The following is a 21,920-nucleotide window of genomic DNA, read 5'->3' on the forward strand; positions in this document are numbered from 1 at the left end:
CGATGCCGGCCTGGGACAACACGTTTCCGCCGCAATGGTTCAACGGTTGGCCTGCTCTGTTCACTGGCCGGTTGCGCTCTGGCGTCATGGCGAAGCGGGCGTTATGGCCGGACGCTCGAACTGAAACACCGGAGCCGGCGACATGACCCGCGATCTCGTCCTCGTGACCGGAGGCTCCGGCTTCCTTGCCGGGCACTGCATCCTGTCGCTGCTCGAAGCCGGCTATGACGTCCGCGCGACGCTGCGTGATCCGGCCCGCGAAGCCCCTCTCCGGGAAGCGTTGCGCTCGCTCGGGATGGATGCCGGCGGCCGCCTGCAGGTCGCGGTCGCAGACCTGATGAGGGACGAAGGCTGGGACGAGGCAGCATCCGGTTGCGCCTATGTCCAGCACGTGGCTTCGCCGCTGGCCGCCGCCGCGCCGAAGGACGAGGACGAACTGATCCGCCCGGCGCGAGACGGGACGCTGCGCGTCCTGCGCGCTGCGCATCGGGCCGGAGTGAGGCGCGTCGTGCTGACCTCCTCCTTCGCCGCGATCGGCTATGGTCGCGCCGTGAAGCGCCCCTATGACGAGCGCGACTGGACGAACGCGGCTGCGCCGGGGCTGGCTGCCTATCCGAAATCCAAGGCATTGGCCGAACGGGCTGCCTGGGATTTCGTCGACGGCGAAGGGCAGGGGCTGGAGCTTTCGGTCGTCAACCCTGTCGGCATCTTCGGACCGCTGCTCGGGCCTGACCTGTCGGCCTCGATCCTTCTGGTCAAGACCATGCTGGACGGCAGGCTCTGGGCGGTGCCGCGCCTGATGTTCGGGGTGGTCGACGTGCGCGATGTCGCCGACCTGCATCTGCGCGCCATGACCGACGCGGCGGCAGCCGGCGAACGCTTCCTGGCCACGGCCGGCGACTTCATGACGATGCAGGCGATCGCCCAGGCGCTGAAGGATGGCCTTGGCGAGAATGCGGCGCGGGTTTCGACCCGCGTGCTGCCCGATTGGCTGGTGCGTTTCGCAGCGCGCTTCAGCGCCACGGCGCGTCAGGCGGCGACGCCCGAACTCGGTCGCAGCAAGACGGCGACGAGCGCCAAGGCACAGGCCATGCTGGGCTGGCAGCCGCGCCCGGCTGCGGAGGCTCTCGTCGCTACCGGCGAGAGCCTCATCCGGCTCGGCCTCGTCAGTCCTCGGAAGCCTTGAAGCGGTTCAGCCCCTTCATTGCAAAGGGTGCCACCAGCGCCAGGAAGGCGATGCCCAGCAGCGTCGCCGAGATCGGGTTCTCCAGCAGGATCATCGGATCGCCCAGGCTGATCTGCAGGGCGCGGCGCAACTGCGCCTCCGCCATCGGGCCGAGGATGAGCCCGACGACCATCGGCGCCACCGGATAGTCGTAGCGGCGCATCAGATAGCCCATGAAGCCGAAGGCGAAGAGCATGCAGAGCTCGACCGGCGAGCTGTTGACCGCCAGCGTGCCCATCGTCGCGAAGACGATGATGCCGGCATAGAGCCAGGGCTGCGGGATCGCGAGCAGCCGGACCCAGAGCCCGATCAGCGGCAGGTTGAGGATCACCAGCATGACGTTGGCGACGAAGAGCGAGGCGATCAGGCCCCAGACCAGGTCAGGCTTCTCGGCGAAGAGTAGCGGGCCGGGGTTCAGCCCGTATTGCTGGAAGCCGGCGAGCATGATCGCCGCCGTCGCCGAGGTCGGCAGGCCGAGCGTCAGCAGCGGCACCAGCGTACCGGCGGCCGAGGCGTTGTTGGCGGCTTCCGGCCCGGCGACGCCCTCGATCGCGCCCTTGCCGAACTCGTCCGGGTATTTGCAGAGCTTCTTCTCGGTCGAATAGCTCAGGAAGGTCGGCACCTCGGCGCCGCCGGCCGGCAGGGCGCCGATCGGGAAACCGAAGGCGGTGCCGCGCAGCCAGGGCGCCCAGGAGCGCTTCCAGTCCTCCTTAGTCATCCACAGCGAGCCCTTGATCGGAATGATCTCCTCGGGGTCGCGGAAGCGCTTGGAAGCGACGTAGAAGGCCTCGCCCACCGCGAACAGACCGACCGCGAGCGTGGTGACCTCGACGCCGTTGAGCAGTTCTGGCACGCCGAAGGTCAGGCGCGCCTGGCCGGTCAGCTTGTCGATGCCGATCAGGCCCAGCGTGATGCCGAGGAACAGGCTGGTCAGGCCGCGCAGCGGCGAGTCGCCGAACGTCGCGGAAACCGTGACGAAGGCGACGATCATCAGCGCGAAATAGTCCCAGGGCCCGAATTTCACCGCGATCTGGACGAGCCAGGGGGCCAGGAACGCAAGGCCGATCGTCGCGATCAGGCCGGCGACGAAGGAGCCGATCGCCGAGGTCGCGAGCGCCGGTCCGCCACGGCCGGCCTTGGCCATCTTGGAGCCTTCGAGCGCGGTGGCGAGCGAGGCGCTTTCACCGGGCGCATTCAGCAGGATCGCGGTGGTCGAGCCGCCATACATGCCGCCATAGTAGATGCCGGCGAACATGATCAGCGACCCGGCCGGATCGAGCTTGAACGTCACCGGCAGCAGCAGCGCGACGGTCAGCGCCGGGCCGATGCCCGGCAGCACGCCGACAGCCGTGCCGAGGAAGACGCCGATCAGGCAGAACATCAGCTTGGCGGGCTCGAAGGCGACGCCGAATCCGTGCATCAGGGAGAGCATCGTATCCATGTCGGGCTCTCCTCAGAGGAACAGGCGCTCGAGCGGGCCCGACGGCAGGATCAGCGTCAGGAGCTTGGCGAAGACGAGGTAGATGACGAGGCCGAGCACGAAGCCGATCACGGCGTCGACCAGCAGGCCCTGCCGGCCCATGCCGCGGGCGGTGCAGGCGAAGACCACGGCGATCGCGATGATGAAGCCGCCGCCGAGCCCGATGCAGGCAATCAGGAAGATCAGGCCGCCCGCGATCCAGAGCAGGGCCTTGTTGTCGGCCTCCTCGGGCTGCGGCAGCCCCTCGCGGAAAGCGACCACGAAATGCGCCAGGCCGAGGATGACGAGCCCCGCCGCCACGACATAGGGCATGGCCGTCGGGCCGACGCCGTATGTGGAGGTGATGGTCTGCTGCGAGGCGTCGTAGCCGACGAGGGCGGCGACGATCAGCAGCAGGACGCCCACCAGCAGGGCCGGCTTGTTGGCACCTTGCGTGCGCGTATCGTTGGTCATGGCGTTCCCGCGGTGGTGGCCGGCGTCGTTCTTGGCGCTTCTGGCGGTTGGAAAAGGGGCCGGTTTCCCGGCCCCTGCTGGTTCTGGTGCGGTGCTGCCTTACTTCACCAGGCCGACATCGACCATGACCTTCGAGACGCGCTCGATCTCGTTCTTCAGGAAGGTGTCGAAGGCGGCGCCGCCGAGGAAGGAATCGTCCCAGCCGCGGGCCTTGAGGATTTCCTGCCATTCCTTCGACTTGACCATCTTCTCGACCGTGTCGGTCAGGGCCTTGGTCTGCTCGGCGGAGAGGCCGGGAGGCGCCACGACGGAACGCCAGTTCAGGAGCTCGAGATCGATGCCCTGCTCCTGCAGCGTCGGCGCGTCCGGGGCGTTCGCGAGGCGCTTGGGCGAGGAGACCGCGAGCACGCGCAGCTTGCCGGCCTTGATCTGACCCTCGAACTCGCCATAGCCGGAGACGCCGGCCGTGACGCGTCCGCCGAGCATGGCCGCCAGGGCCTCGCCGCCGCCCGAGAACGGGATGTAGTTGATCTTCTTGGCGTCGGCGCCGACAGCCTTCGCGAACAGCGCAGCGAGGATGTGGTCGGTGCCGCCGGCCGAGCCACCGGCCCAGGTTACCTTCGCCGGGTCGGCCTTCAGGCGCTCGGCCAGGTCCTTGGCGGTCTTGAGCGGCGATTCCGTCGGCACGACGATGACCTCGGCCTCGGCGGTGAGGCGCGCGATCGGTGTGGTCTGCGACAGGTTGACCGGCGACTTGTTGAGCAGGATCGCGCCGACCATGACGAAGCCGTTGACCATCAGCTGATGGCCGTCGCCCTTGGCGCCGATCAGCTGGGCGAGGCCGATGGTGCCGCCCGCGCCAGTCACGTTGTTGACCTGCACGCTCTTGACGATGCCGGCGGCCGTCAACGCCTGCTGCATCGAGCGGGCCGTGCCGTCCCAGCCGCCGCCCGGCGCCGCGGGGGCCATGATCTTCAGCTCGGCGAGCTGGGCGAAGGCCGCTGTCGAGAGGGCAGCCAGGGCCACCGCTGTCAGGGCCGTGCGCTTCAGGATGGATGTCAGCATGAATTCCTCCGCTTGCGGGGCTTTGCCCCCGGGTTTCTTGAGGCGCTCCGCCTGTGGCACCTTGCCGCGCCGGTCGTCAATTGCGCCTGATTGCATAATCGGAAGTCAAGAATTTTCGACGACAGGGCGTTTTCGCCGCATCTTCTATGCCTTTGGTTCTACGACTCGATCGATTGTTCAGGGCTGCCACTGGCCGCGCCCGACAGGATCGCGTAAGCGCAGGCCATGAACCCCCCGATAATTCCCGGCTTCCCGCCTTCTGAGCCGATTCTGTCGCGGCGCCTCGTGCGTCTCGGTACGGGCCTGTTGATCGCAATGCCGCTGGCCATGTGGCTCGCGAACCGCTCCGCTCCGCTTGTCCTGGGATTGGCTGCCCTGTGCTTTCTCGGATCAGTGGTCGCGGCCGAGGGTTGGTCCTCGCTTCTGCAGCGTCTCCGAGCACGGCTGCTTGCGCCGGCCGGGCTGGCGCTCGGCGGTTTCCTGCTCTGGTCGCTGGTCACCATCGCCTGGAGCCACCGCATGGGGCCGAGCCTGGCGATGTGGGGCGAGCTCGCCCTGCCGATGGCGAGCGGCCTCGTCATCGCCGCGAACGGCCGCTTCCAGCCGGATCGGCGGGAAAGCCGCGCTCTGGCTGTTGCGATCGCCCTTGCAGGGGTCCTGATGATGGCAGAACTCGCAACCAACCTGTCCGTGCGCATCGCGCTCGATATCGGCAAGCAGGTCACCTTCATCTTCAATCGCCCCGTGCTGACCTGTCTGGTCCTGCTGCCCGTCGCGGTTGCGGGGCTCTCCTTGCGGTGGCGCGGCAGCGCGCTGGACTGGCTGCTGGCGGCGGTCTGCGTCGCCGTCGTGGCGGCGATCTCCTTCGATTCCGAGAGCGGGGCGGCCGGCCTCGGTTTCCTGCTTCTCGCGCTGACCTGGCTCGCCGCCCGGCTGCTGCCGCGCCTGATGCTCGCGCTCGTTGCCCTGGGTTTCGTCGCCACGATGGCGCTGGCGCCAGTGATGGGTCGCGTCGGTGATGAAGCGCTGCCGCAATCCCTGCATGAGAGGCTCGCCAATTCCCATTCGCGCGACCGGGTCGACATCTGGCTGAGCTTCGGCGAGGCCATCCGGGCGCGCCCCGTGCTGGGCTCAGGCTTCGGTACCTCGCCCACACTGGATCGTCATCCGGTGGCGCTTGAAGTTTCGCCGCCGCGCCGCCAATTGCTCGCGGTCGGTCATCCGCACAGTGCGCCGGTCCAGGCCTGGGTCGAGACGGGCGCGATCGGTGCGGCCCTGCTGACCTTCGCCGGGCTGGCGCTCCTGTGGCGCCTGAGGCATCTGCCGGCGCGCGACCTTGCACCGCGCCTGGCGCTGGCCGCCAGCGCCTTCGGGGTGGCGACGGTGGCGCACGGGGCCTGGCAGGGGTGGTGGATCGCCGCGCTGGCGCTGGCGGCCGTCTGGTTTGTCTGCGGCGTGCCGTCTGCCGATCGGCACGATTGAGAGGATATCATGGCTGAGTTCGACGTCGATCTCTTCGTCATCGGGGCGGGTTCGGGCGGCACGCGCGCGGCGCGCATCGCCGCCGGCCACGGCGCCCGCGTGATGATCGCCGAGGAGGACCGGATCGGCGGCACCTGCGTCATCCGCGGCTGCGTGCCCAAGAAGCTCTTCGTCTATGCCAGCCGCTTCACTGATGATTTCGAGGACGCTGCCGGCTTTGGCTGGTCCTTGCCGCAAGCGCCGGTCTTCGACTGGCCGACATTGCGCGATGCCGTGGCCAACGAGGTCACCCGCCTGTCCGGCCTCTATCGCAAGGGGCTTGAGGGGGCCAAGGTCGAGATCCGCGAGGAACGCGCCGTCGTCGAGGGACCACATCAGGTCCGGCTGGCGAAGAGCGGCGAGGCCATCCGCGCCCGTCACATCCTCGTCGCGACCGGCGGCTGGCCCTCCTTCGATCCGCCGATCCCCGGCGGCGAGCTCGGCATTTCCTCCAACGAGATCTTCCACCTGCCGTCGCTGCCGAAGCGCCTTCTGGTGGTCGGCGGTGGCTATATCGCGCTGGAATTCGCCAGCCTCTTCGCCCGGCTCGGCGTCGCGGTGACCGTGCTGCACCGGGGCGACAACATCCTGCGCGGCTTCGACGAGGACATCCGCAACCGCCTGCGCGATGCGCTCGCCCATGCTGGCATCACCTTGCGGCTCGGCTGCACGATCGAACGGATCGAGGAACTTCCGGACGGGACCCGCCGTGCCCATTGCGCCAAGGGCGAGCCGATCGATGCCGATGTCGTCCTCGTCGCCACCGGCCGCAGGCCGAACACCAAGGGGCTCGGCCTGGAGCAGGCCGGCGTCGTGATGGGTCCGCTCGGCGAGATCAAGGTCGATGCAGCATCAGCCAGCAGCGTGCCCTCGATCCATGCCGTCGGCGATGTGACCAACCGGGTCAACCTGACGCCGGTCGCGATCCGCGAAGGCCACGCCTTCGCCGACTCGACCTTCGGAGGGAGGAACTGGACGGTCGACCACGCCACCATCGCCTCGGCCGTCTTCACGACTCCGGAGGTCGGCACCGTCGGCCTGACGGAAGCGCAGGCTGTGGCCGCTGGACACAAGGTCACCGTCTTCGAATCCGGTTTCCGCCCGATGAAGGCGACGATCTCTGGCCGCCAGGAGCGCATCTACATGAAGCTCGTGGTCGACGCGCAGTCGGACAAGGTGCTCGGGGTCCACATCCTCGGGCATGATGCCGGCGAGATCATCCAGGCGGTCGGGATCGCCGTGACGATGGGTGCGACCAAGGCCGATTTCGACCGCACCGTCGCGCTGCATCCGAGCGCGGCGGAAGAGCTGGTGACGATGCGCACGCCGCGGGCGGGCTAGAGCAGCGAAACCGCCTTTGTCATTCCGGGGCTTCGCTCAGCGAAGAACCCGGAACCCACGACCGGGTGAGCCACCGACAACCGGGCATGACATGTACCACCCAGTCGTGGGTTCCGGGTTCGCGCCTGCGGCGCGCCCCGGAATGACAAAGGCCATTCCATGTGCCGCGTTGAATCGTCCTGTTAAGGGCTTGAATCGGCATGGCAGGCCGTTGCTTCAGCATGGCAACGGCGCTTGCTATCCCGCTGTGAAGAATCGCTTTTCCCAATGCGTTCGCGGAATGGCGGGCGGCCCCGTCGCGAGGGCTTCCCTCAGACTGTGGCCATTCCCACATCATCGGTGTATAGCCGCCCCTTCGCGCTACCAAGAGGTTAACGATGCGCGATCTCACAGTCAGGAGCACGTAAGTCCCATGTCCGAGCGGTGGACGCCAGAGAGCTGGAGGGCCAAGCCCGTCCAGCAGATTCCGGAATATCCGGACCAGGCAGCCTTGAAGGCGGTCGAGCAGCAGCTCGCCGGCTTTCCGCCGCTCGTTTTTGCAGGCGAGGCGCGCAAGCTCAAACGGGCGTTGAGCAAGGTCGCCGCCGGCGAGGCCTTCCTGCTGCAGGGGGGCGACTGCGCCGAGAGCTTCGCCGAGCATTCGGCCGACAACATCCGCGATTTCTTCCGGCTGTTCCTGCAGATGGCGGTCGTCCTGACCTTCGCCGGCGGCTCGCCGGTGGTGAAGGTCGGCCGCATCGCCGGCCAGTTCGCCAAGCCGCGCTCGGCCCCGACCGAAACGATCGGCGGCGTCGAATTGCCGAGCTACAAGGGCGACATCGTCAACGACAACGAGTTCACGGCCGAGGCGCGCATCCCCGATCCGCGCCGCCAGCTCGAGGGCTATCGTCAGTCGGCGGCGACGCTGAACCTGATCCGCGCCTTCGCGACCGGCGGCTATGCCAATCTCGACAACGCGCATCGCTGGATGCTCGGCTTTGTCAAGGATAGCCCGCAGTCGCATCGCTACCAGGAGGTGGCCGAGCGCATCACCGAGGCGCTGGACTTCATGCGCGCCATCGGCATCGATCCGGAGACCCATCCGGAGATGCGCACGACCGACTTCTACACCAGCCACGAGGCGCTGCTGCTCGGCTACGAGCAGGCGATGACGCGGACGGATTCGACGACCGGCGAATGGTACGCCACCTCCGGCCACATGGTCTGGATCGGTGATCGCACCCGCCAGATCGACCATGCCCATGTCGAGTTCTTCCGCGGCATCAAGAACCCGATCGGCCTGAAATGCGGTCCCTCGACCACGGTCGACGGCCTGCTCAAGCTGATCGACGTGCTTGATCCGCAGAACCAGGCGGGACGTCTGACGCTGATCGCGCGTTTCGGCGCCGACAAGGTCTTCGATCACCTGCCGGCGCTGGTGCGGGCGACGAAGCGCGAAGGCCGCAACGTCGTCTGGTCCTGCGACCCGATGCACGGCAACACCGTCAAGGCCGCCAGCGGCTACAAGACCCGGCCCTTCGACCTGATCCTGGGCGAGGTGAAGAACTTCTTCGCCGTCCACCAGGCCGAGGGCACCCATGCCGGCGGCCTGCATCTGGAGATGACCGGCAAGAACGTCACCGAATGCACCGGCGGCGCCCGCGGCATGACCGATGCGGACCTCAACGACCGCTACCACACGTTCTGCGACCCGCGCCTCAACGCGGAACAGGCGCTGGAGCTCGCCTTCATCGTCGCCGAGCTGGTCAAGCGCCAGCGCGCCGGCCGGGCGCGGCCCGAGGTCGAGGCGGCCGAGTAAGGCGCTTCGCAGCGAGAAAACGGAAAAGGCCGGGGCTTTCGCCCCGGCCTTTTTTGCAGTCCGTCGATGGTCGCTCAGAATTTCAGAGCGCCGCCGACACGGGCGGTATTGACGTTGACCGTCACGCCTTCGACGTCGTTGAAGCTGCTGAACAGATACTCGCCGCGGACCACAAAGTTGTCGGTGAGAGCGGCTTCCAAACCACCGCCCACCGAATAGCCGTAGCCCCAGACGTCCTTCTTCGCCCCGCCAAGAACGCGCGGCCAGCCGAAGTAATTGTTTCCGTTGGCGTTTGCCCAACCGGCAGCGACGGCGACGTTGGTGTCGAAGCGGCCGGCGGCGGCGCCGGCCGTGAAGTAGGGCATCCACATGCCGTAGGTATAGCCGAGGCGGATACGGGCGTTGACGTAGTCGTTCAATCGCGCATTCTGGACCGAGGCGATTGCCATTGCACCAGAGCCCAGCAGGCGCGCTTCCAGCGTGGATGCGGATGTGGACTGGTCGATGCGGGAGTACTCCGCCTCGAAGCCGACGACCGCATCGCCGAAAGCCATGTTGTACCCGGCGAACACGCCGAAGCTTGTGCCACTATCGCTGCGGGGCGAGGTGAGGACGAGCTGCCCTGGATCGAGCTCGTTCAGGACAATGGTGCCGTTATAGGCGCCTCTGGCGATGTCGAGAACGCCCTTGTCGGTGCGAAAACGTGTTTGCGAGAGGCCACCGAAGCCACCGAGATAGAAACCCGACCAATTGTAGGATCCGCCGGAGAATGTCGGAGCCGGCGGCGCGTCCTCGATTTGCGAGCCGCGCAAGACGGGGTAGTCGGCCGCTAGCGTCGGCGCGGCAAAAAGGCTGGCGGCGAGGGCGATGAGCCCGAAGCTTGGCGCGATGGAACGGATGCGCATCCTGATCTCCCCGAGCAGCGGTCCGGATCCACCCGTTTCATCCTGCTCCAGGTCCAATTCATGCCTTGGTAACCCTAATACCGAGTTAACGATGGGGAACTTTGGTCAACGACGCGATTGTCGCGTGCCGGCAAACGCGCCATAAGCCGGCCATGACACTGTCTGCTGCAATTCGGCCTCTGGTTCGCTTCGCGCCGTCGCCCACCGGCTATCTCCATATCGGCAATGCCCGGCCGGCGCTGTTCAACTGGCTCTTCGCCCGCCGTCACGGCGGCCGCTTCCTGCTGCGCTACGACGATACCGATATCGCCCGCTCGAAGGCGGAATATGCCAAGGCCATCGCCGAGGATCTCGGCTGGCTCGGCATCGCGCCCGATCAGGTGATCCGGCAGTCGGAGCGGCTGGCGATCTATGATGCCGCCGCCGACAAGCTGCGCGGGGCAGGGCGGCTCTATGCCTGCTACGAGACCGCCGACGAGCTCGACCGGCGCCGCAAACGCCAGCTCGCCCGCGGCCTGCCGCCGATCTACGACCGTGCCGCGCTGAAGCTCACCGACGAGCAGAAGGCGGCTCTTGCGGCGGAGGGGCGCAAGCCGCATTGGCGCTTCCTGCTGGAGGCTCGCGAGGTGGCCTGGGACGATCTCGTGCGCGGCGCTTCCCATGTCGATTGCGCCTCGCTTTCGGACCCGGTTCTGGTGCGCGAAGACGGCAGCTATCTCTACACGCTGCCCTCCGTCGTCGACGATATCGAGACAGGCGTGACCCATGTCATCCGCGGCGAGGACCACGTCACCAACACCGCGGTCCAGGCCCAGATCTTCGAGGCGCTCGGTGCGAGCCTGCCCGTCTTCGGCCATCACAACCTGCTGACCACGGCGAGCGGCGAGGGGCTCTCCAAGCGCCTCGGTCATCTCTCGCTGCGGGGACTGCGCGAGACCGGCGTCGAGGCGTTGGCTGTGGCCGCGCTGGCGACATTGGTGGGCACTTCCGATGCCGTGCGCCCGGTCGCGAGCCTCGACGAGCTCGCAGGCCTTGTCGAGCTCGCCCATGTCTCGCGCGCCCCGGCCAAGTTCGACGAGCATGAGCTGGAGACGCTGAGCGCCCGCACGCTGCATCAACTGCCTCTGGCAGCGGTATCGGGGCGGTTGGCCGCGCTCGGCCTCCCGGCCGACGAGGCGTTCTGGCAGGCCGTGCGCGGCAATCTTGCCAAGCTGGACGAGGCGGCTCAGTGGTGGCGCGTGGTGCAGGGGCCGATTGAGCCCGCGATCGCCGATGCCGGCTTTGCCGCGACCGCGGCCGGGTTGCTGCCGGCCGATCCCTTCGACGCGACGACCTGGAAGAGCTGGACGCAGGCCGTTTCGGCTGCGACGGGTGCCAAGGGCAAGGCGCTGTTCATGCCGTTGCGCCAGGCTCTGACCGGGCTCAACCACGGACCGGAGCTTGCTGCGCTGCTGCCGTTGATCGGACGCGAGAAGGCGCTGAAACGGCTGGCGGGCGAAAGCGCTTGAACCTATCCCCTCTCCCCCTGCGGGAGAGGGTTAGGGTGAGGGGTCTCGCGACGCTGATCGCGAGCCGAACACAAGCGCCGAAGACCTGCGCGACCCCTCATCCGGCCCTTCGCGCCACCTTCTCCCGCAAGGGGAGAAGGTATGTCGTTGCCGGCGGCTTGCCTCTCACTCATGCCGCTCCATCGCCGAGGCGTGCTTGGTGTCGCGCATGGTCGCATAGACCAGGAACGACAGGAAGATGACGCCGGCGAGGTAGTAGTAGAACCACTGCTCGTGGCCCTGCTGCTTGAAGAACAGCGCGATGGCCGGCGCCGTGCCGCCGAAGATCGAGACGGTCACGGCATAGGGCACGGCGACGCCGGTGGCGCGGATCGCGGTCGGGAACAGCTCCGCCTTCACCACGGCGTTGATCGAGGTGTAGCCGGCCGTGAAGATCCAGGCGCCGCAGATCAGCAGGAACGCCGTGAAGGCCGATTTGGTATCGGCCAGCGCTGTCAGGATCGGCACGGTCAGCAGCGAGCCGGCGAGCCCGAAGAAGATCAGCATCGGCTTGCGCCCGATCCGATCCGAGATCATGCCGTAGATCGGCTGCAGCACGGCCGCGAAGATCAGCGAGCCCGCGATCACATAGGTCGTGGTCATGTCGGAGAGGCCGACCGTCTGCCTGACGAAGGTCTGCATATAGGTGGTGAAGGTGTAGAAGGCCGCGGTGCCGCCGGCCGTGAGGCCGACCACGATCGCGACCTCGCGCGGATATTTCAGCAGGCCTTTCAGCGAGCTTTCCTTCTTCATCGTCGCCTTGGCGGCCTCGAAGGACTCGGTCTCGTGCATGTGCCGGCGCATCAGCATGGCGGTGACGGCGAGCATCGCGCCGATGACGAAGGGGATGCGCCAGCCCCAGTCGACGAGCTGCTCATGCGTCAGGAAGACGTTCTGGAGCAGGAGCAGCACCAGGATCGCGGTGAGCTGGCCGCCGATCAGTGTCACGTACTGGAAGCTCGAATAGAAGCCGCGATGCTCGGGATCGGCGATTTCGGTGAGATAGGTCGCGCTCGCCCCGTATTCGCCGCCGAGGCTCAGGCCTTCGATGATGCGCGCCAGCGCCAGCAGGGCCGGTGCCGCGAAGCCGATCGTCGCATAGGTCGGGGTGAAGGCGATGATCAGTGAGCCGAAACACATCATCAGCACTGACACCATCAGCGACAGCCGCCGCCCGTAGCGATCGGCCAGATGGCCGAACAGCCAGCCGCCGATCGGCCGCACGATGAACCCCGCCGCGAACAGCGTCGCGGCGTTGAGCTGCTGCACGACCGGGTCATGCGAGGGAAAGAAGGCCGGCGCGAAATAGAGCGCGAAGGCCGTATAGGCGTAGAAATCGTACCATTCGACGAGATTGCCGACGGAGCCGATGAAGATCGCCTTGAGGCGGCGCCTGGCGTCGTCGAACTGAATGGGATGGACGGGAGGTGTCGCTGTCGTGTCGGACATGGCGGCCTTCTGAGCTGGGGAGCGTCAGAAGCGGGCGCGCGGCGCGAGGAAGCCGTGGGACGGGTCTGGCGGCCTCCCGGAGGCGGCTTGGATGACCCTGTTATGCGGCGGTTTCGGGTATGCGTCCAGCGGCCGGCGTGCCGTTCCAGGGGAATCTTCCATGCGTTGATGGCATGGAACTTTTTGCCATCAGGGCCGCGCGACCTGCGGACTCAGGTTGGGCGCGAGATTGGGAGCGACGATCCGCACCGCGCGGCGCTCGCCGGTCGTGCTGCGCGATTCGCTCTTCAACCCGTCCTTCTTGTCGAGCACCTTCTCGCCCACCGCATCGGGGCCGACGCCGGCCGATTCGGTGCCGGATGTCGGCGAATCCTCGGATGGCATCGGCTTCTCGTCCGGGATCTCCGGAACCGGAGCTGGCGCCGCCGGCTGGGCGGCTGCTCCCTTGCGCTTGGGATCGGGCTTCGGGCGCGACAGTTCGGCGGCGCGCTGCTCGCTGACGATGACGTCGCCCTTGCGCTTGTCGAGCAGGTATTCGGCATCCTTGAGGGCGGCCGACCAGCTCTGTCCCTGGCCGCGGCAGGTGCAGGCGGCATCGAAGCTGCGGGTGTATTTTCCGGCATTGGCCAGCGAGGAATAGGGCTGGCCGGTCGCGCGCGAGGCTGCGTTCTGGATGTCGCCGCCGGTGCTCATGCCATAGGCGAGCGTCTCGGTGCCCGGGCAGAGCGCCTGGCACATCTCGTCGCCATTGCCGGTATTGTTGGAGAGCGGGAAGAAGAAGCCGTCGCAGGTGCGCACGCAGACGGTCTGCGGGCCGCCGAGGCGCGGCTTGGCCGGCTCGGTCGGCTGCTCGGGATCGAGCTCGGGCAGGGTCGAATCGATTTCGCCGGGGCCGGGGTCGCGTCCGAAGATCGTGTCGAAGAAGCCGCGCGGCTGCGCCCGGCAGTTGTTGTTGATCGCGGCGGCGAGCTGGGCGCGGCGCTGTTCGATGCCGCCACCCTGGGCCTGGCGCTGCAGGGCGCCGTACTGGTTCTGCAGCTGGCCGAGCTGCTGGCGGATGAAATTGCACTGCGGCGGTGGCGAATCGAAGAAGCTGAAGCCGCGATCGCAACCCATCGAGCGGTACTGGTCGCTGAGGCGCGCGAGCTGGGCGCCGACGCGCTGCGCGGCCTGCGCCGCGCGTGGATCGCTGCCGCTCCTGCCCTGCAGGCTGTCCAGCTCGGCCCGCCAGGCATTGCAGGACGCCGACTGCGCCACGGCGGTACCACCGAGGGCCGCCAGCATCAGAAGGGCCATGCCGAAGCGTCTGGACAGTCGCAGCATCATCGCGGGTCGGGTCACGTCATCCATGGTCGAGCCGGTGGGCAGGCTCTGGTCGGGAGCTTTGGTCTAGAACACCCGCCAAACACGACGGAACTATGGAGCGGAGCCTCGCCTGATAGGCCGCGGGGACGCTCCATCGCGAGGGCCCCGCATGCCATATTCGAGCGGGCGCAGCAATCCGGGGACGCATGCGCCGCGCCGATGGTGGAAAACTTCCGTTCTGGTTAGAAGACCTGTGGCAGCGGCCAGTCCGCGCCGGCCTTCCGTGCAGCGCCAATGAGGCAAGCTCAGCCCATGTCCGACTACCTGCCTCTTCACGAAGCCGTCATCCCGGAATTGCCGAACTATTATCGCGGCAAGGTCCGCGAGAATTACGATCTGCCCGACAACCGCCGCATCCTGATCTCGACCGACCGGCTCTCCGCCTTCGACCGGGCGATCGCCGCGATTCCGCTGAAGGGCCAGGTGCTGACCCAGACCGCGCGCTACTGGTTCGAGCAGACCGCCGATATCTGCCCCAACCATGTCCTGGAATATCCGGACCCGAATGTGGTGGTCGGCCGGCGGCTGGAGATCCTGCCCGTCGAGATGGTGGTGCGCGGCTATCTCGCCGGCACGACCGGCACCTCGATCCTGACCATGTACAAGCAGGGCCGGCGCGAGATGTACGGCATGACCCTGCCCGACGGCCTGCGCGACAACGAGGCGCTGCCGCAGGCGATCATCACCCCGACCAGCAAGGCCTTCGACGGCGGCCATGACGAACCGCTCTCGGCCCAGCAGATCGTCGGGGAGGGGCTCTTGACGCAGAAGCAATGGGACGAGGTCTCGGCCTATGCGCTGGCGCTTTTCGCCCGCGGCCAGAAGCTCGCCCGCGAGCGCGGGCTGATCCTCGCCGACACCAAATACGAGTTCGGTACCGATACCGAGGGCCGCATCGTGCTGGCCGACGAGATCCATACGCCGGATTCGAGCCGCTACTGGTTCGCCGAAACTTATCCCGAGCGCTTCGCTGCCGGTGGAAAGCCCGAATCCTTCGACAAGGATTTCGTGCGCAACTGGGTCGTGGCGCGCTGCGATCCCTATACGCAGGACCTGCCGCCGATCCCGCAGGAGCTGATCGACCAGACCTCGGCGGTCTATGTCCGGGCTTATGAGGCGATCACGGGCACGCCCTTCGACTATCCGCCGAAGGGTGAGGATCCGGCGCAGCGCATCCGGCGCAATCTGGCGAAGTATTTCTGAGAGGCGGGGCGCTCAGGCCCCGTCTTCCTCACGATAGTTTCCCGCGAGATGCCGGCCGCGCTCGGTCAGGGTCGAGAGCACGCGCTCGAACACCTTGAGCTCGTCGGGCGCGATGCCGTCGATCCAGCGCGCCTCGAAGCCGAGCGCCAGCGGTACGATCTGGTCGTAGATGCGTTTTCCCGCCGGCGTCAGCGTGACGAAGGATTCGCGCCGGTCCTGCCGGTTCTCGGCGCGCGAGACGAGGCCGCGCTTCTCCAGCTCGCCGACGGCGCGCGAGACCTTGGTCTTGTGCATCTGGGCGAGCTCGCCGATGTCGCGCGAGGTCAGCTTGCCGAACTCGCCGAGCTGCGCCACGACCCGCCATTCCGGGATGCCGATGCCGAAGCGTTCGCCATAGATGCGCCCGAGCGCGCGTCCGCCGAGCGTCCCGACGACATTGAGGCGATAGGGCAGGAAGCGCTCCAGATGGAGCGCCTGTTCTTCCGGAGGGGTGGATGGTTTCCTTGTCATGGCGATGATCCGGCCAAGCCTCAGCGCGCCTTCAACCGGTTCATGAACGAGTCGTAGGACAGTTCCGCGATCTGCCACCAGAGCAGGTTCTCGCCGCGGAAGGCGACCATCGAATCATAGCCCTTCTTGAAGTCCGGGCTCTTGGCGCTGGTTTCGGCATAATATTCTTCGGCCGCCTTCAGCGCCGCTTCCATTACCGGCAGCGGGAAGGCCTTGAGTTGTGCGCCCTGCGCCACCAGACGGCGCAGGCCGCCCGGATTCACGAAATCGTACTTGGCCAGCATCCAGTTATTGGCGGCCTCGCAGGCGTTCTGGACGATCGCCTGATAGTGCTTCGGCAGCTTGTTCCAGGCGTCCTTGCCGATGATCAGGTGCAGCATCGCGCCGCCCTCCCACCAGCCCGGATAATAGTAGTATTTGGCGACGCGGATGAAGCCGAGCTTCTCGTCGTCATAGGGGCCGACGAACTCGGCCGCATCGATCGCGCCGCGTTCCAGCGCGGGATAGACGTCGCCGGGCGCGATCTGGGTCGGCACCACGCCGAGCTTGGCGAGAACCGCCCCGCCCATGCCGCCGATGCGGAATTTCAGGCCCTTGAGGTCGTCGATGCTCTTCAATTCGTTGCGGAAGAATCCGCCCATCTGGCAGCCGGAATTGCCGCAGGGAATTGCATAGGCGTTGAAGCGGTCGAGCACGCCGTTCACGACCTGCTCGCCGCCGCCGAAGAACCACCAGCTATGCTGCTGGCGGGCATTGAGGCCGAAGGGAATGCCGGTGCCGAGGCCGAGCGTCGGGTCCTTGCCGATGTAGAAATAGGTCGGCGAATGCGCGCATTCGACCGTGCCGGACGAAACCGCGTCGAGCGCCTGCAGGCCGGGCACGATCTCACCGGGCGCGAAGACCTGGATCTCGAATTTGCCGTCGGTCGCCTCGGAGACGAGCTTCGAGAATTGCTGCGCCGTGCCGAAGATCGTGTCGAGCGATTTCGGGAAGCTCGACGTCAACCGCCATTTCACCTCGGGCTGCGACTGCGCGATCGCCGGCATCGCGACCGTCGTCGCGGCGGCGGCCAGTGCCCCCGATTTCAAAAAGCTGCGACGTTCCATATGGTTTCCTCCCGAAGGCTGGTTATGCCTTTATTGGCGCGTCCGGGAAGGAATGAAAAGACATGAAGCTTGCCTCGCTCGCGCATGGCCGTGATGGCCGTCTCGTCGTCGTCTCCAGTGATCTGACCCGCGCCACCGATGCCTTTCCGGTCGTCCCGACGCTGCAGGCGGCGCTTGACGACTGGGGCCGCCACGCCCCGCGCCTCGCCGATCTTGCCGAGGGGCTCGAGCACGGCTCGGTGCCGTCCTTCCGTTTCCACGAGCACGACTGCGCCGCGCCCCTGCCGCGCGCCTATCAGTGGCTCGACGGTTCGGCCTATGTGAATCATGTCGATCTCGTCCGGAAGGCGCGCGGTGCCACCATGCCGGAGAGCTTCTGGACCGATCCGCTGATGTACCAGGGCGGCAGCGACGCTCCGCTTGGCGCTCGCCAGGCCGTGCAGGCGCGCAGCGAGGAGGACGGCATCGATTTCGAGGCCGAGATCGCGGTCGTCACCGGCGACGTGCCGATGGGCGCGACCAGCGAGGAGGCGCTCGGAGCGATCCGCCTCGTCATGCTCGTCAACGACGTGAGCTTGCGGAATCGGATTCCCGGCGAATTGGCGAAAGGCTTTGGATTCGTTCAGTCGAAGCCGTCCTCGGCCTATTCCCCGGTCGCGGTCACGCCGGACGAACTGGGCAATGCCTGGCGCGACGGCCGCTTGCATCTGCCGCTGCTGGCACAGGTCAACGGCACGCTCTTCGGCAAGCCCGATGCCGGCGCCGACATGACCTTCGATTTCGGCACGCTGATCGCCCATGCCGCCGCGACGCGCCGTCTCTCGGCGGGTACGGTCATCGGCGCCGGCACGGTCTCCAATCGCGACGCCGATGGTGGGCCCGGTCGGCCTGTCGCCGAGGGCGGGCGCGGCTATGCCTGCATCGCCGAGCAGCGCATGGTCGAGACGATCCGGCAGGGCGAGGCGAAGACGCCCTTCCTGCGGTTCGGCGATACGGTCCGCATCGAGATGAAGGATGCCGCCGGTCACTCGATCTTCGGTGCGATCGAGCAGGAAATCCTGCCTCACGGTTGATCGACGTTCCGGCTGCCCCGGCTTGGCGACAGCCGGGCGGCCGGATAACGTTGCGACCGCAGCGCCGATCCCAGACGCGAGAGCCGAGACGCCATGACCGAGACCGTGCCGTTCTATTCGACCGCCATCCCGCTGGCCTTCTTCGTCTGGGGGCCGGTCCTGGTGGTCGTGCTGTTCTGGGCGGTCGGCGTCTGGTCGAACCGCCAGGGCGTACCGCGCATGCTGGAGAGCGACTGGGACGGTTACAGCGTCGCCGATGTCGAGAAGCTGTTCACCCTTTATGGCGAGGACAAGCGCGCGCGTTACCGCAACCGCGTGCTGCCGGCCGATGTCGCCTGCGCCTTCACCTATGCGATCGTTGGCGCCCTGATCGTCGTCGGTCTCGGCCTGCGCGGGCAGCCCTGGTGGGTGGCGGCGCTGTGTGGCGGCGGCTGGCTCATCGGCGGGCTCTGCGATGTCGCGGAGAATTTCGCCGTGGCGCGGCTGCTCGATCGCTATCCGCAGGTCGATGGCGGCAATGTCGCCTTCGCCAGCACCATGACCCGGCTGAAACTGGTTCTCTTCGCGCTGGGCGTCGTCGGTGCGCTCGCGGCCGCCTATCTCGTCTTCAAGCCGCTGGCGGGTTGAAAGCCGCTCGAGCGAGATGCGGGATGAGACGACTGCCTGCGCTTCTGCTCTGGGGCGGCCTGTGCCTCTGCCTGGCGCGGCCGGCGGCGGCCGACGCCGAGCATGACCGCTGCATCGCCGCGTCCGACGGCACGAACACGGCCTGGGCCGCCTGTGGCGCCGATCTGCTGAAGCGCGAGGACGGGCGGCTCAACGGAGCCTGGAAGCGGGTCTTCGCCGGGCTGCCTGACGAGACGCGAAAGAACCTGCTCGACGAGCAGCGCGCCTGGAACGCCTTCAAGGAGACGAGCTGCCTGTTCTATCGCAGCGACGACTGGGGGCGGGAAGGGCAGGTGCTGCACTTCCCGCTCTGCCGTGCGGCGGTGATCGCCGAGCGCGTCAAGGCGCTGGAAGGTTACGGAACCTTCTTCAAGCAGTGACGGCGCGCTGCGAGGCTGGCATTCCGGCGCGGGCGCTACCATATCGCGTCGGTCCGAAGCCCGCCTCGTTCGAGACCTGCCGGAGTTCAAGATGAGCCTGCCCCGCCGCCTGTCAGCCATGCTCCTCCTCGGCCTCGCCTGCGCCGGTCCGGCGATGGCGCAGGAAGATCTGATCTTCCGCAAGTCGACCGTCTGGAAGATGCTGACGCCGAACGACAAGCTCGCGGTCTACGGCGTCGACGATCCCATCGTCGAGGGCGTCGCCTGCCACTACACCGTGCCCGAGAAGGGCGGCGTCTCCGGCATGTTCGGCGTGGCCGAGGAGGTCTCCGAGGTCTCGCTCGCCTGCCGCCAGGTCGGCCCGATCAAGTTCAAGGAGAAAGCCGAGCAGGGCGATGTCGTCTTCCGCGAGCGCCGTTCGCTGGTCTGGAAGAAGATGCAGATCGTGCGCGGCTGCGACGCCAAGCGCAACGTGCTGGTCTATCTCGTCTATACTGACAAGCTGATCGACGGCTCGCCGCAGAACTCGACCTCGACCGTGCCGATCATGCCCTGGGGTGCGTCAGGCGAGCCGCCGAAATGTTCGGAATGGATTCGGTGATCGAAGAGATTATTCGCCGCAGGTGATGCTGAGCGGCTGCTCGGCCGGCTGGACCGGGCTCTGCTTCGTCACCGATCCGGTGAAATCCTCGCGGGCAGCGACGCCGAAGGTGACCGCCTTGCCGAAGCCCTGCGATTCGCACCAGGCGTTCGCGACGATCTGGCCGCATTCGGCCCTGGAGGAGATGCAGTCGGCGACGCCGTAGCCGTCGCTGGCCGGGATCAGGAAGGTGCGCGGCTCGCTGGCGGCGGCGACGGAGCGGCTGCTTGGCATGATCGACAGCGAAATGCCGGCGGCGGCGACCCCGAGCAGTCCGACAAGAGCCACGGCGCGACGCATGAAATGAAGTTCCTGATGGATCGCGGGCGGAGAACCCGCGAATCGGGAGGATGGTTCCGCCCGGTTAAATTTGAATGAACTGCGGCGATATCGAGGCGATGTTGCATCGCAGCAATCGGGCGCCCTCTTGACGGAAAGCCCGCGGAAAGGCAATCAGTTCGCACCATGACGCGAGCCGCCATCAACAGCCTCTGCATTATTTGCCGCTAGCTTTCGCTGGCCGGCTGCTCACGTCCTCGTCCTGAAAACGAACCGACAAAAGCGCCCCGGCCAGCGGCCAGGTGCCCTTTCGTATTTCGTCGTTCGTTTCGTTCCAGGATTTAGCCCCGATGTCGCCGACCCTGAGGCTCTACAACACGCTGACGCGGACGAAGCAGGACTTCGCGCCGATCGATCCGTCGAATGTCCGCATGTATGTCTGCGGCCCCACGGTCTACGATTACGCCCATATCGGCAATGCCCGCCCGGTCATCGTCTTCGACGTGCTCTACCGGCTTTTGCGCCACATCTACGGCGCCGATCACGTCACCTATGCCCGCAACCTCACGGACGTCGACGACAAGATCAACGCCCGCGCGGCGCGTGACTATCCGGGCCTGCCGCTGAACGAGGCGATCGCCAGGGTCACCGAGACGACGACGGCGCAGTTCCACGCCGATATCGACGCGCTCGGCACGCTCCGGCCGACGACCGAACCGCGCGCCACCGAGCATATCGAGGAGATGAAGGCGATCATCGAGCGCCTGATCGCGCGCGGCGTCGCCTATGTCGCCGAGGAGCATGTGCTCTTCCACGTCCCGGCCGTCGCGCATCTGGTGAAGGCGCCGAAATACGGCACGCTCGCGCGCCGCTCGCTCGACGAGATGCTGGCCGGCGCCCGCGTCGATGTCGCGCCCTATAAGCGTGACGCGATGGATTTCGTGCTGTGGAAGCCGAGCCGCGACGGCATCGATCCCGGCTGGCCGTCGCCGGCTGGCATCGCCACGCCCGGTCGTCCCGGCTGGCATATCGAGTGCTCGGCCATGTCGATGGCGAAGCTGCTGACGCCCTTCGGCGGCGGGCTTTCCTGCGACGATCCCATGAAGAACGTCTTCGACATCCATGGCGGCGGCATCGATCTCGTCTTCCCGCACCACGAGAACGAGATCGCCCAGTCCTGCTGCGCTTTTGGCGGGGCGGAAGGGCAGCCGCTTATGGCCAATATCTGGATGCATAACGGCTTCCTGCAGGTCGAAGGCGAGAAGATGTCGAAGAGCCTCGGCAACTTCGTCACCATCAACGAACTGCTGGAGACCGATGTCTTCGGCGGCCGGACCTGGCCGGGCGAGGTGCTGCGCCTCGCGATGCTCAAGACGCATTACCGCCAGCCGATCGACTGGACTGTGAAGGCGCTGGAGGAGGCGGAGAAGATTCTGCAGGATTGGGCGGAAGCGGCGCAAGGCGCAGTGGCGTCCAAGCCCTCGGCCGAACTGCTCGACGCGCTCGCAGACGATCTCAACACCGCCCGCGTGCTGGCCGAGCTGCATGCCTTGCGCAAGGCGAGCGACCTGCCGGCGCTGCTGGCGGGCCTCGACCTGCTTGGCATTGCTCTGCCGGAGGTGGCGGCCCCCGCCGTCGTCGCGCCCGAGGTGGAGCGCCTGATCGCCGCCCGTCTCGACGCCCGTCGCGCGAAGAACTTCGCCGAGTCCGATCGCCTCCGCGACGAGCTCGCCGCAATGGGCATCGCGCTCAAGGACGGCAAGGACCCCGCCACCGGCGAGCCGACGACCAGCTGGGAGGTGAAGCGATGAGCCCGAAGATCCGCCCCGCCGGCTCGCTCTCCTTCGCCATCAAGCTGGTCATGCTGGCGATGGTCGTGCCGCGCGTCGTCCGCTTCAAATTGAGGCGCGAGCG

General features: G+C 67.0%; 20 protein-coding genes. 11 read left to right on the top strand and 9 right to left on the bottom strand.

Going from position 1 to position 21,920, the window contains the following annotated elements; genetic code table 11:
- The first annotated feature begins 142 nt into the window (after positions 1-142).
- Positions 143-1,186: an SDR family oxidoreductase gene (locus tag ACWIEX_RS06760; protein WP_454032322.1), complete on the top strand. Its 1,044-nt coding sequence runs from the start codon at positions 143-145 to the stop codon at positions 1,184-1,186.
- On the opposite strand, the gene ACWIEX_RS06765 is transcribed toward ACWIEX_RS06760, so the two are convergent.
- The 3 genes from ACWIEX_RS06765 to ACWIEX_RS06775 all read right to left on the bottom strand — a co-directional run bounded on the left by ACWIEX_RS06765 (position 1,167) and on the right by ACWIEX_RS06775 (position 4,223).
- Positions 1,167-2,666: a tripartite tricarboxylate transporter permease gene (locus tag ACWIEX_RS06765; RefSeq protein WP_454032323.1), complete on the bottom strand. Its 1,500-nt coding sequence runs from the start codon at positions 2,664-2,666 to the stop codon at positions 1,167-1,169. The genes ACWIEX_RS06760 and ACWIEX_RS06765 overlap by 20 nt on opposite strands.
- 12 nt (positions 2,667-2,678) lie before the next feature.
- A complete protein-coding gene (locus ACWIEX_RS06770) occupies positions 2,679-3,158 on the bottom strand; it encodes a tripartite tricarboxylate transporter TctB family protein (RefSeq protein WP_454032324.1) in 480 nt (159 codons plus the stop codon).
- A gap of 99 nt (positions 3,159-3,257) precedes the next feature.
- A complete protein-coding gene (locus tag ACWIEX_RS06775; protein ID WP_454032325.1) occupies positions 3,258-4,223 on the bottom strand; it encodes a Bug family tripartite tricarboxylate transporter substrate binding protein in 966 nt (321 codons plus the stop codon).
- Between the two features lie 225 nt (positions 4,224-4,448).
- On the opposite strand from ACWIEX_RS06775, the gene ACWIEX_RS06780 reads away from it, so the two are divergent.
- The 3 genes from ACWIEX_RS06780 to ACWIEX_RS06790 all read left to right on the top strand — a co-directional run bounded on the left by ACWIEX_RS06780 (position 4,449) and on the right by ACWIEX_RS06790 (position 8,883).
- Positions 4,449-5,705 carry an O-antigen ligase family protein gene (locus ACWIEX_RS06780; protein ID WP_454032326.1) on the top strand — a complete coding sequence of 419 codons (1,257 nt, stop codon included), beginning with the start codon at positions 4,449-4,451 and terminating at the stop codon, positions 5,703-5,705.
- A 9-nt stretch (positions 5,706-5,714) separates the two neighbouring features.
- Entirely contained in the window at positions 5,715-7,085 is a 1,371-nt protein-coding gene (gene gor, locus ACWIEX_RS06785; protein ID WP_454032327.1) for a glutathione-disulfide reductase, read from the top strand.
- Between the two features lie 412 nt (positions 7,086-7,497).
- Complete coding sequence (locus ACWIEX_RS06790; RefSeq protein WP_454032328.1) at positions 7,498-8,883, top strand: class II 3-deoxy-7-phosphoheptulonate synthase; 1,386 nt, start codon at positions 7,498-7,500, stop codon at positions 8,881-8,883.
- A 74-nt stretch (positions 8,884-8,957) separates the two neighbouring features.
- Here the strand turns inward: ACWIEX_RS06790 and ACWIEX_RS06795 are convergent, their stop codons facing one another.
- Positions 8,958-9,788 carry an outer membrane protein gene (locus ACWIEX_RS06795; protein WP_454032329.1) on the bottom strand — a complete coding sequence of 277 codons (831 nt, stop codon included), beginning with the start codon at positions 9,786-9,788 and terminating at the stop codon, positions 8,958-8,960.
- 152 nt (positions 9,789-9,940) lie between these two features.
- Here ACWIEX_RS06795 and gltX point away from each other — a divergent pair, with 152 nt between their 5' ends.
- On the top strand, positions 9,941-11,296 hold the full coding sequence (gene gltX / locus ACWIEX_RS06800; protein ID WP_454032330.1) for a glutamate--tRNA ligase: 1,356 nt from the start codon (positions 9,941-9,943) through the stop codon (positions 11,294-11,296).
- 165 nt (positions 11,297-11,461) lie between these two features.
- Here the strand turns inward: gltX and ACWIEX_RS06805 are convergent, their stop codons facing one another.
- Complete coding sequence (locus ACWIEX_RS06805) at positions 11,462-12,784, bottom strand: MFS transporter (protein ID WP_454032331.1); 1,323 nt, start codon at positions 12,782-12,784, stop codon at positions 11,462-11,464.
- Between the two features lie 189 nt (positions 12,785-12,973).
- Entirely contained in the window at positions 12,974-14,080 is a 1,107-nt protein-coding gene (locus ACWIEX_RS06810) for a DUF2865 domain-containing protein (RefSeq protein WP_454032332.1), read from the bottom strand.
- A 321-nt stretch (positions 14,081-14,401) separates the two neighbouring features.
- Between ACWIEX_RS06810 and ACWIEX_RS06815 the strand changes: the two genes are divergently transcribed.
- Entirely contained in the window at positions 14,402-15,352 is a 951-nt protein-coding gene (locus tag ACWIEX_RS06815; protein WP_454032333.1) for a phosphoribosylaminoimidazolesuccinocarboxamide synthase, read from the top strand.
- 12 nt (positions 15,353-15,364) lie between these two features.
- Here ACWIEX_RS06815 and ACWIEX_RS06820 read toward each other — a convergent pair whose 3' ends face one another.
- Positions 15,365-15,862, bottom strand: coding sequence for a MarR family winged helix-turn-helix transcriptional regulator (locus tag ACWIEX_RS06820; protein WP_454032334.1), 498 nt, complete (start codon positions 15,860-15,862; stop codon positions 15,365-15,367).
- 20 nt (positions 15,863-15,882) lie between these two features.
- Entirely contained in the window at positions 15,883-16,968 is a 1,086-nt protein-coding gene (locus ACWIEX_RS06825) for a TRAP transporter substrate-binding protein (protein ID WP_454032335.1), read from the bottom strand.
- 62 nt (positions 16,969-17,030) lie between these two features.
- Between ACWIEX_RS06825 and ACWIEX_RS06830 the strand changes: the two genes are divergently transcribed.
- From ACWIEX_RS06830 to ACWIEX_RS06845, 4 genes are all read left to right on the top strand, one after another.
- Positions 17,031-18,041: a fumarylacetoacetate hydrolase family protein gene (locus ACWIEX_RS06830; protein WP_454032336.1), complete on the top strand. Its 1,011-nt coding sequence runs from the start codon at positions 17,031-17,033 to the stop codon at positions 18,039-18,041.
- Between the two features lie 93 nt (positions 18,042-18,134).
- On the top strand, positions 18,135-18,668 hold the full coding sequence (locus ACWIEX_RS06835; protein ID WP_454032337.1) for a hypothetical protein: 534 nt from the start codon (positions 18,135-18,137) through the stop codon (positions 18,666-18,668).
- Positions 18,669-18,691: 23 nt separating this feature from the next.
- Positions 18,692-19,087: a lysozyme inhibitor LprI family protein gene (locus tag ACWIEX_RS06840; protein WP_454032338.1), complete on the top strand. Its 396-nt coding sequence runs from the start codon at positions 18,692-18,694 to the stop codon at positions 19,085-19,087.
- Between the two features lie 91 nt (positions 19,088-19,178).
- Positions 19,179-19,688, top strand: coding sequence for a CreA family protein (locus ACWIEX_RS06845; protein WP_454032339.1), 510 nt, complete (start codon positions 19,179-19,181; stop codon positions 19,686-19,688).
- A gap of 9 nt (positions 19,689-19,697) precedes the next feature.
- On the opposite strand, the gene ACWIEX_RS06850 is transcribed toward ACWIEX_RS06845, so the two are convergent.
- Positions 19,698-20,027, bottom strand: a complete 330-nt coding sequence (locus ACWIEX_RS06850; protein ID WP_454032340.1) for a hypothetical protein — start codon at positions 20,025-20,027, stop codon at positions 19,698-19,700.
- A gap of 329 nt (positions 20,028-20,356) precedes the next feature.
- Here ACWIEX_RS06850 and cysS point away from each other — a divergent pair, with 329 nt between their 5' ends.
- The gene (gene cysS / locus ACWIEX_RS06855; protein WP_454032341.1) at positions 20,357-21,817 is read left to right on the top strand and encodes a cysteine--tRNA ligase; all 1,461 of its coding nucleotides are present in this window, start codon (positions 20,357-20,359) and stop codon (positions 21,815-21,817) included.
- Positions 21,818-21,920 lie beyond the last annotated feature (103 nt).

It is taken from the genome of Allobosea sp. NPDC055353 (assembly GCF_053644975.1).

Coding starts and splice junctions, on each gene's coding strand:
- ACWIEX_RS06760 (WP_454032322.1), top strand. CDS start 143: ATGACCCGCGATCTCGTCCTCGTGACCGGAGGCTCCGGCTTCCTTGCC.
- ACWIEX_RS06765 (WP_454032323.1), bottom strand. CDS start 2,666: ATGGATACGATGCTCTCCCTGATGCACGGATTCGGCGTCGCCTTCGAG.
- ACWIEX_RS06770 (WP_454032324.1), bottom strand. CDS start 3,158: ATGACCAACGATACGCGCACGCAAGGTGCCAACAAGCCGGCCCTGCTG.
- ACWIEX_RS06775 (WP_454032325.1), bottom strand. CDS start 4,223: ATGCTGACATCCATCCTGAAGCGCACGGCCCTGACAGCGGTGGCCCTG.
- ACWIEX_RS06780 (WP_454032326.1), top strand. CDS start 4,449: ATGAACCCCCCGATAATTCCCGGCTTCCCGCCTTCTGAGCCGATTCTG.
- gor (WP_454032327.1), top strand. CDS start 5,715: ATGGCTGAGTTCGACGTCGATCTCTTCGTCATCGGGGCGGGTTCGGGC.
- ACWIEX_RS06790 (WP_454032328.1), top strand. CDS start 7,498: ATGTCCGAGCGGTGGACGCCAGAGAGCTGGAGGGCCAAGCCCGTCCAG.
- ACWIEX_RS06795 (WP_454032329.1), bottom strand. CDS start 9,788: ATGCGCATCCGTTCCATCGCGCCAAGCTTCGGGCTCATCGCCCTCGCC.
- gltX (WP_454032330.1), top strand. CDS start 9,941: ATGACACTGTCTGCTGCAATTCGGCCTCTGGTTCGCTTCGCGCCGTCG.
- ACWIEX_RS06805 (WP_454032331.1), bottom strand. CDS start 12,784: ATGTCCGACACGACAGCGACACCTCCCGTCCATCCCATTCAGTTCGAC.
- ACWIEX_RS06810 (WP_454032332.1), bottom strand. CDS start 14,080: ATGGCCCTTCTGATGCTGGCGGCCCTCGGTGGTACCGCCGTGGCGCAG.
- ACWIEX_RS06815 (WP_454032333.1), top strand. CDS start 14,402: ATGTCCGACTACCTGCCTCTTCACGAAGCCGTCATCCCGGAATTGCCG.
- ACWIEX_RS06820 (WP_454032334.1), bottom strand. CDS start 15,862: ATGACAAGGAAACCATCCACCCCTCCGGAAGAACAGGCGCTCCATCTG.
- ACWIEX_RS06825 (WP_454032335.1), bottom strand. CDS start 16,968: ATGGAACGTCGCAGCTTTTTGAAATCGGGGGCACTGGCCGCCGCCGCG.
- ACWIEX_RS06830 (WP_454032336.1), top strand. CDS start 17,031: ATGAAGCTTGCCTCGCTCGCGCATGGCCGTGATGGCCGTCTCGTCGTC.
- ACWIEX_RS06835 (WP_454032337.1), top strand. CDS start 18,135: ATGACCGAGACCGTGCCGTTCTATTCGACCGCCATCCCGCTGGCCTTC.
- ACWIEX_RS06840 (WP_454032338.1), top strand. CDS start 18,692: ATGAGACGACTGCCTGCGCTTCTGCTCTGGGGCGGCCTGTGCCTCTGC.
- ACWIEX_RS06845 (WP_454032339.1), top strand. CDS start 19,179: ATGAGCCTGCCCCGCCGCCTGTCAGCCATGCTCCTCCTCGGCCTCGCC.
- ACWIEX_RS06850 (WP_454032340.1), bottom strand. CDS start 20,027: ATGCGTCGCGCCGTGGCTCTTGTCGGACTGCTCGGGGTCGCCGCCGCC.
- cysS (WP_454032341.1), top strand. CDS start 20,357: ATGTCGCCGACCCTGAGGCTCTACAACACGCTGACGCGGACGAAGCAG.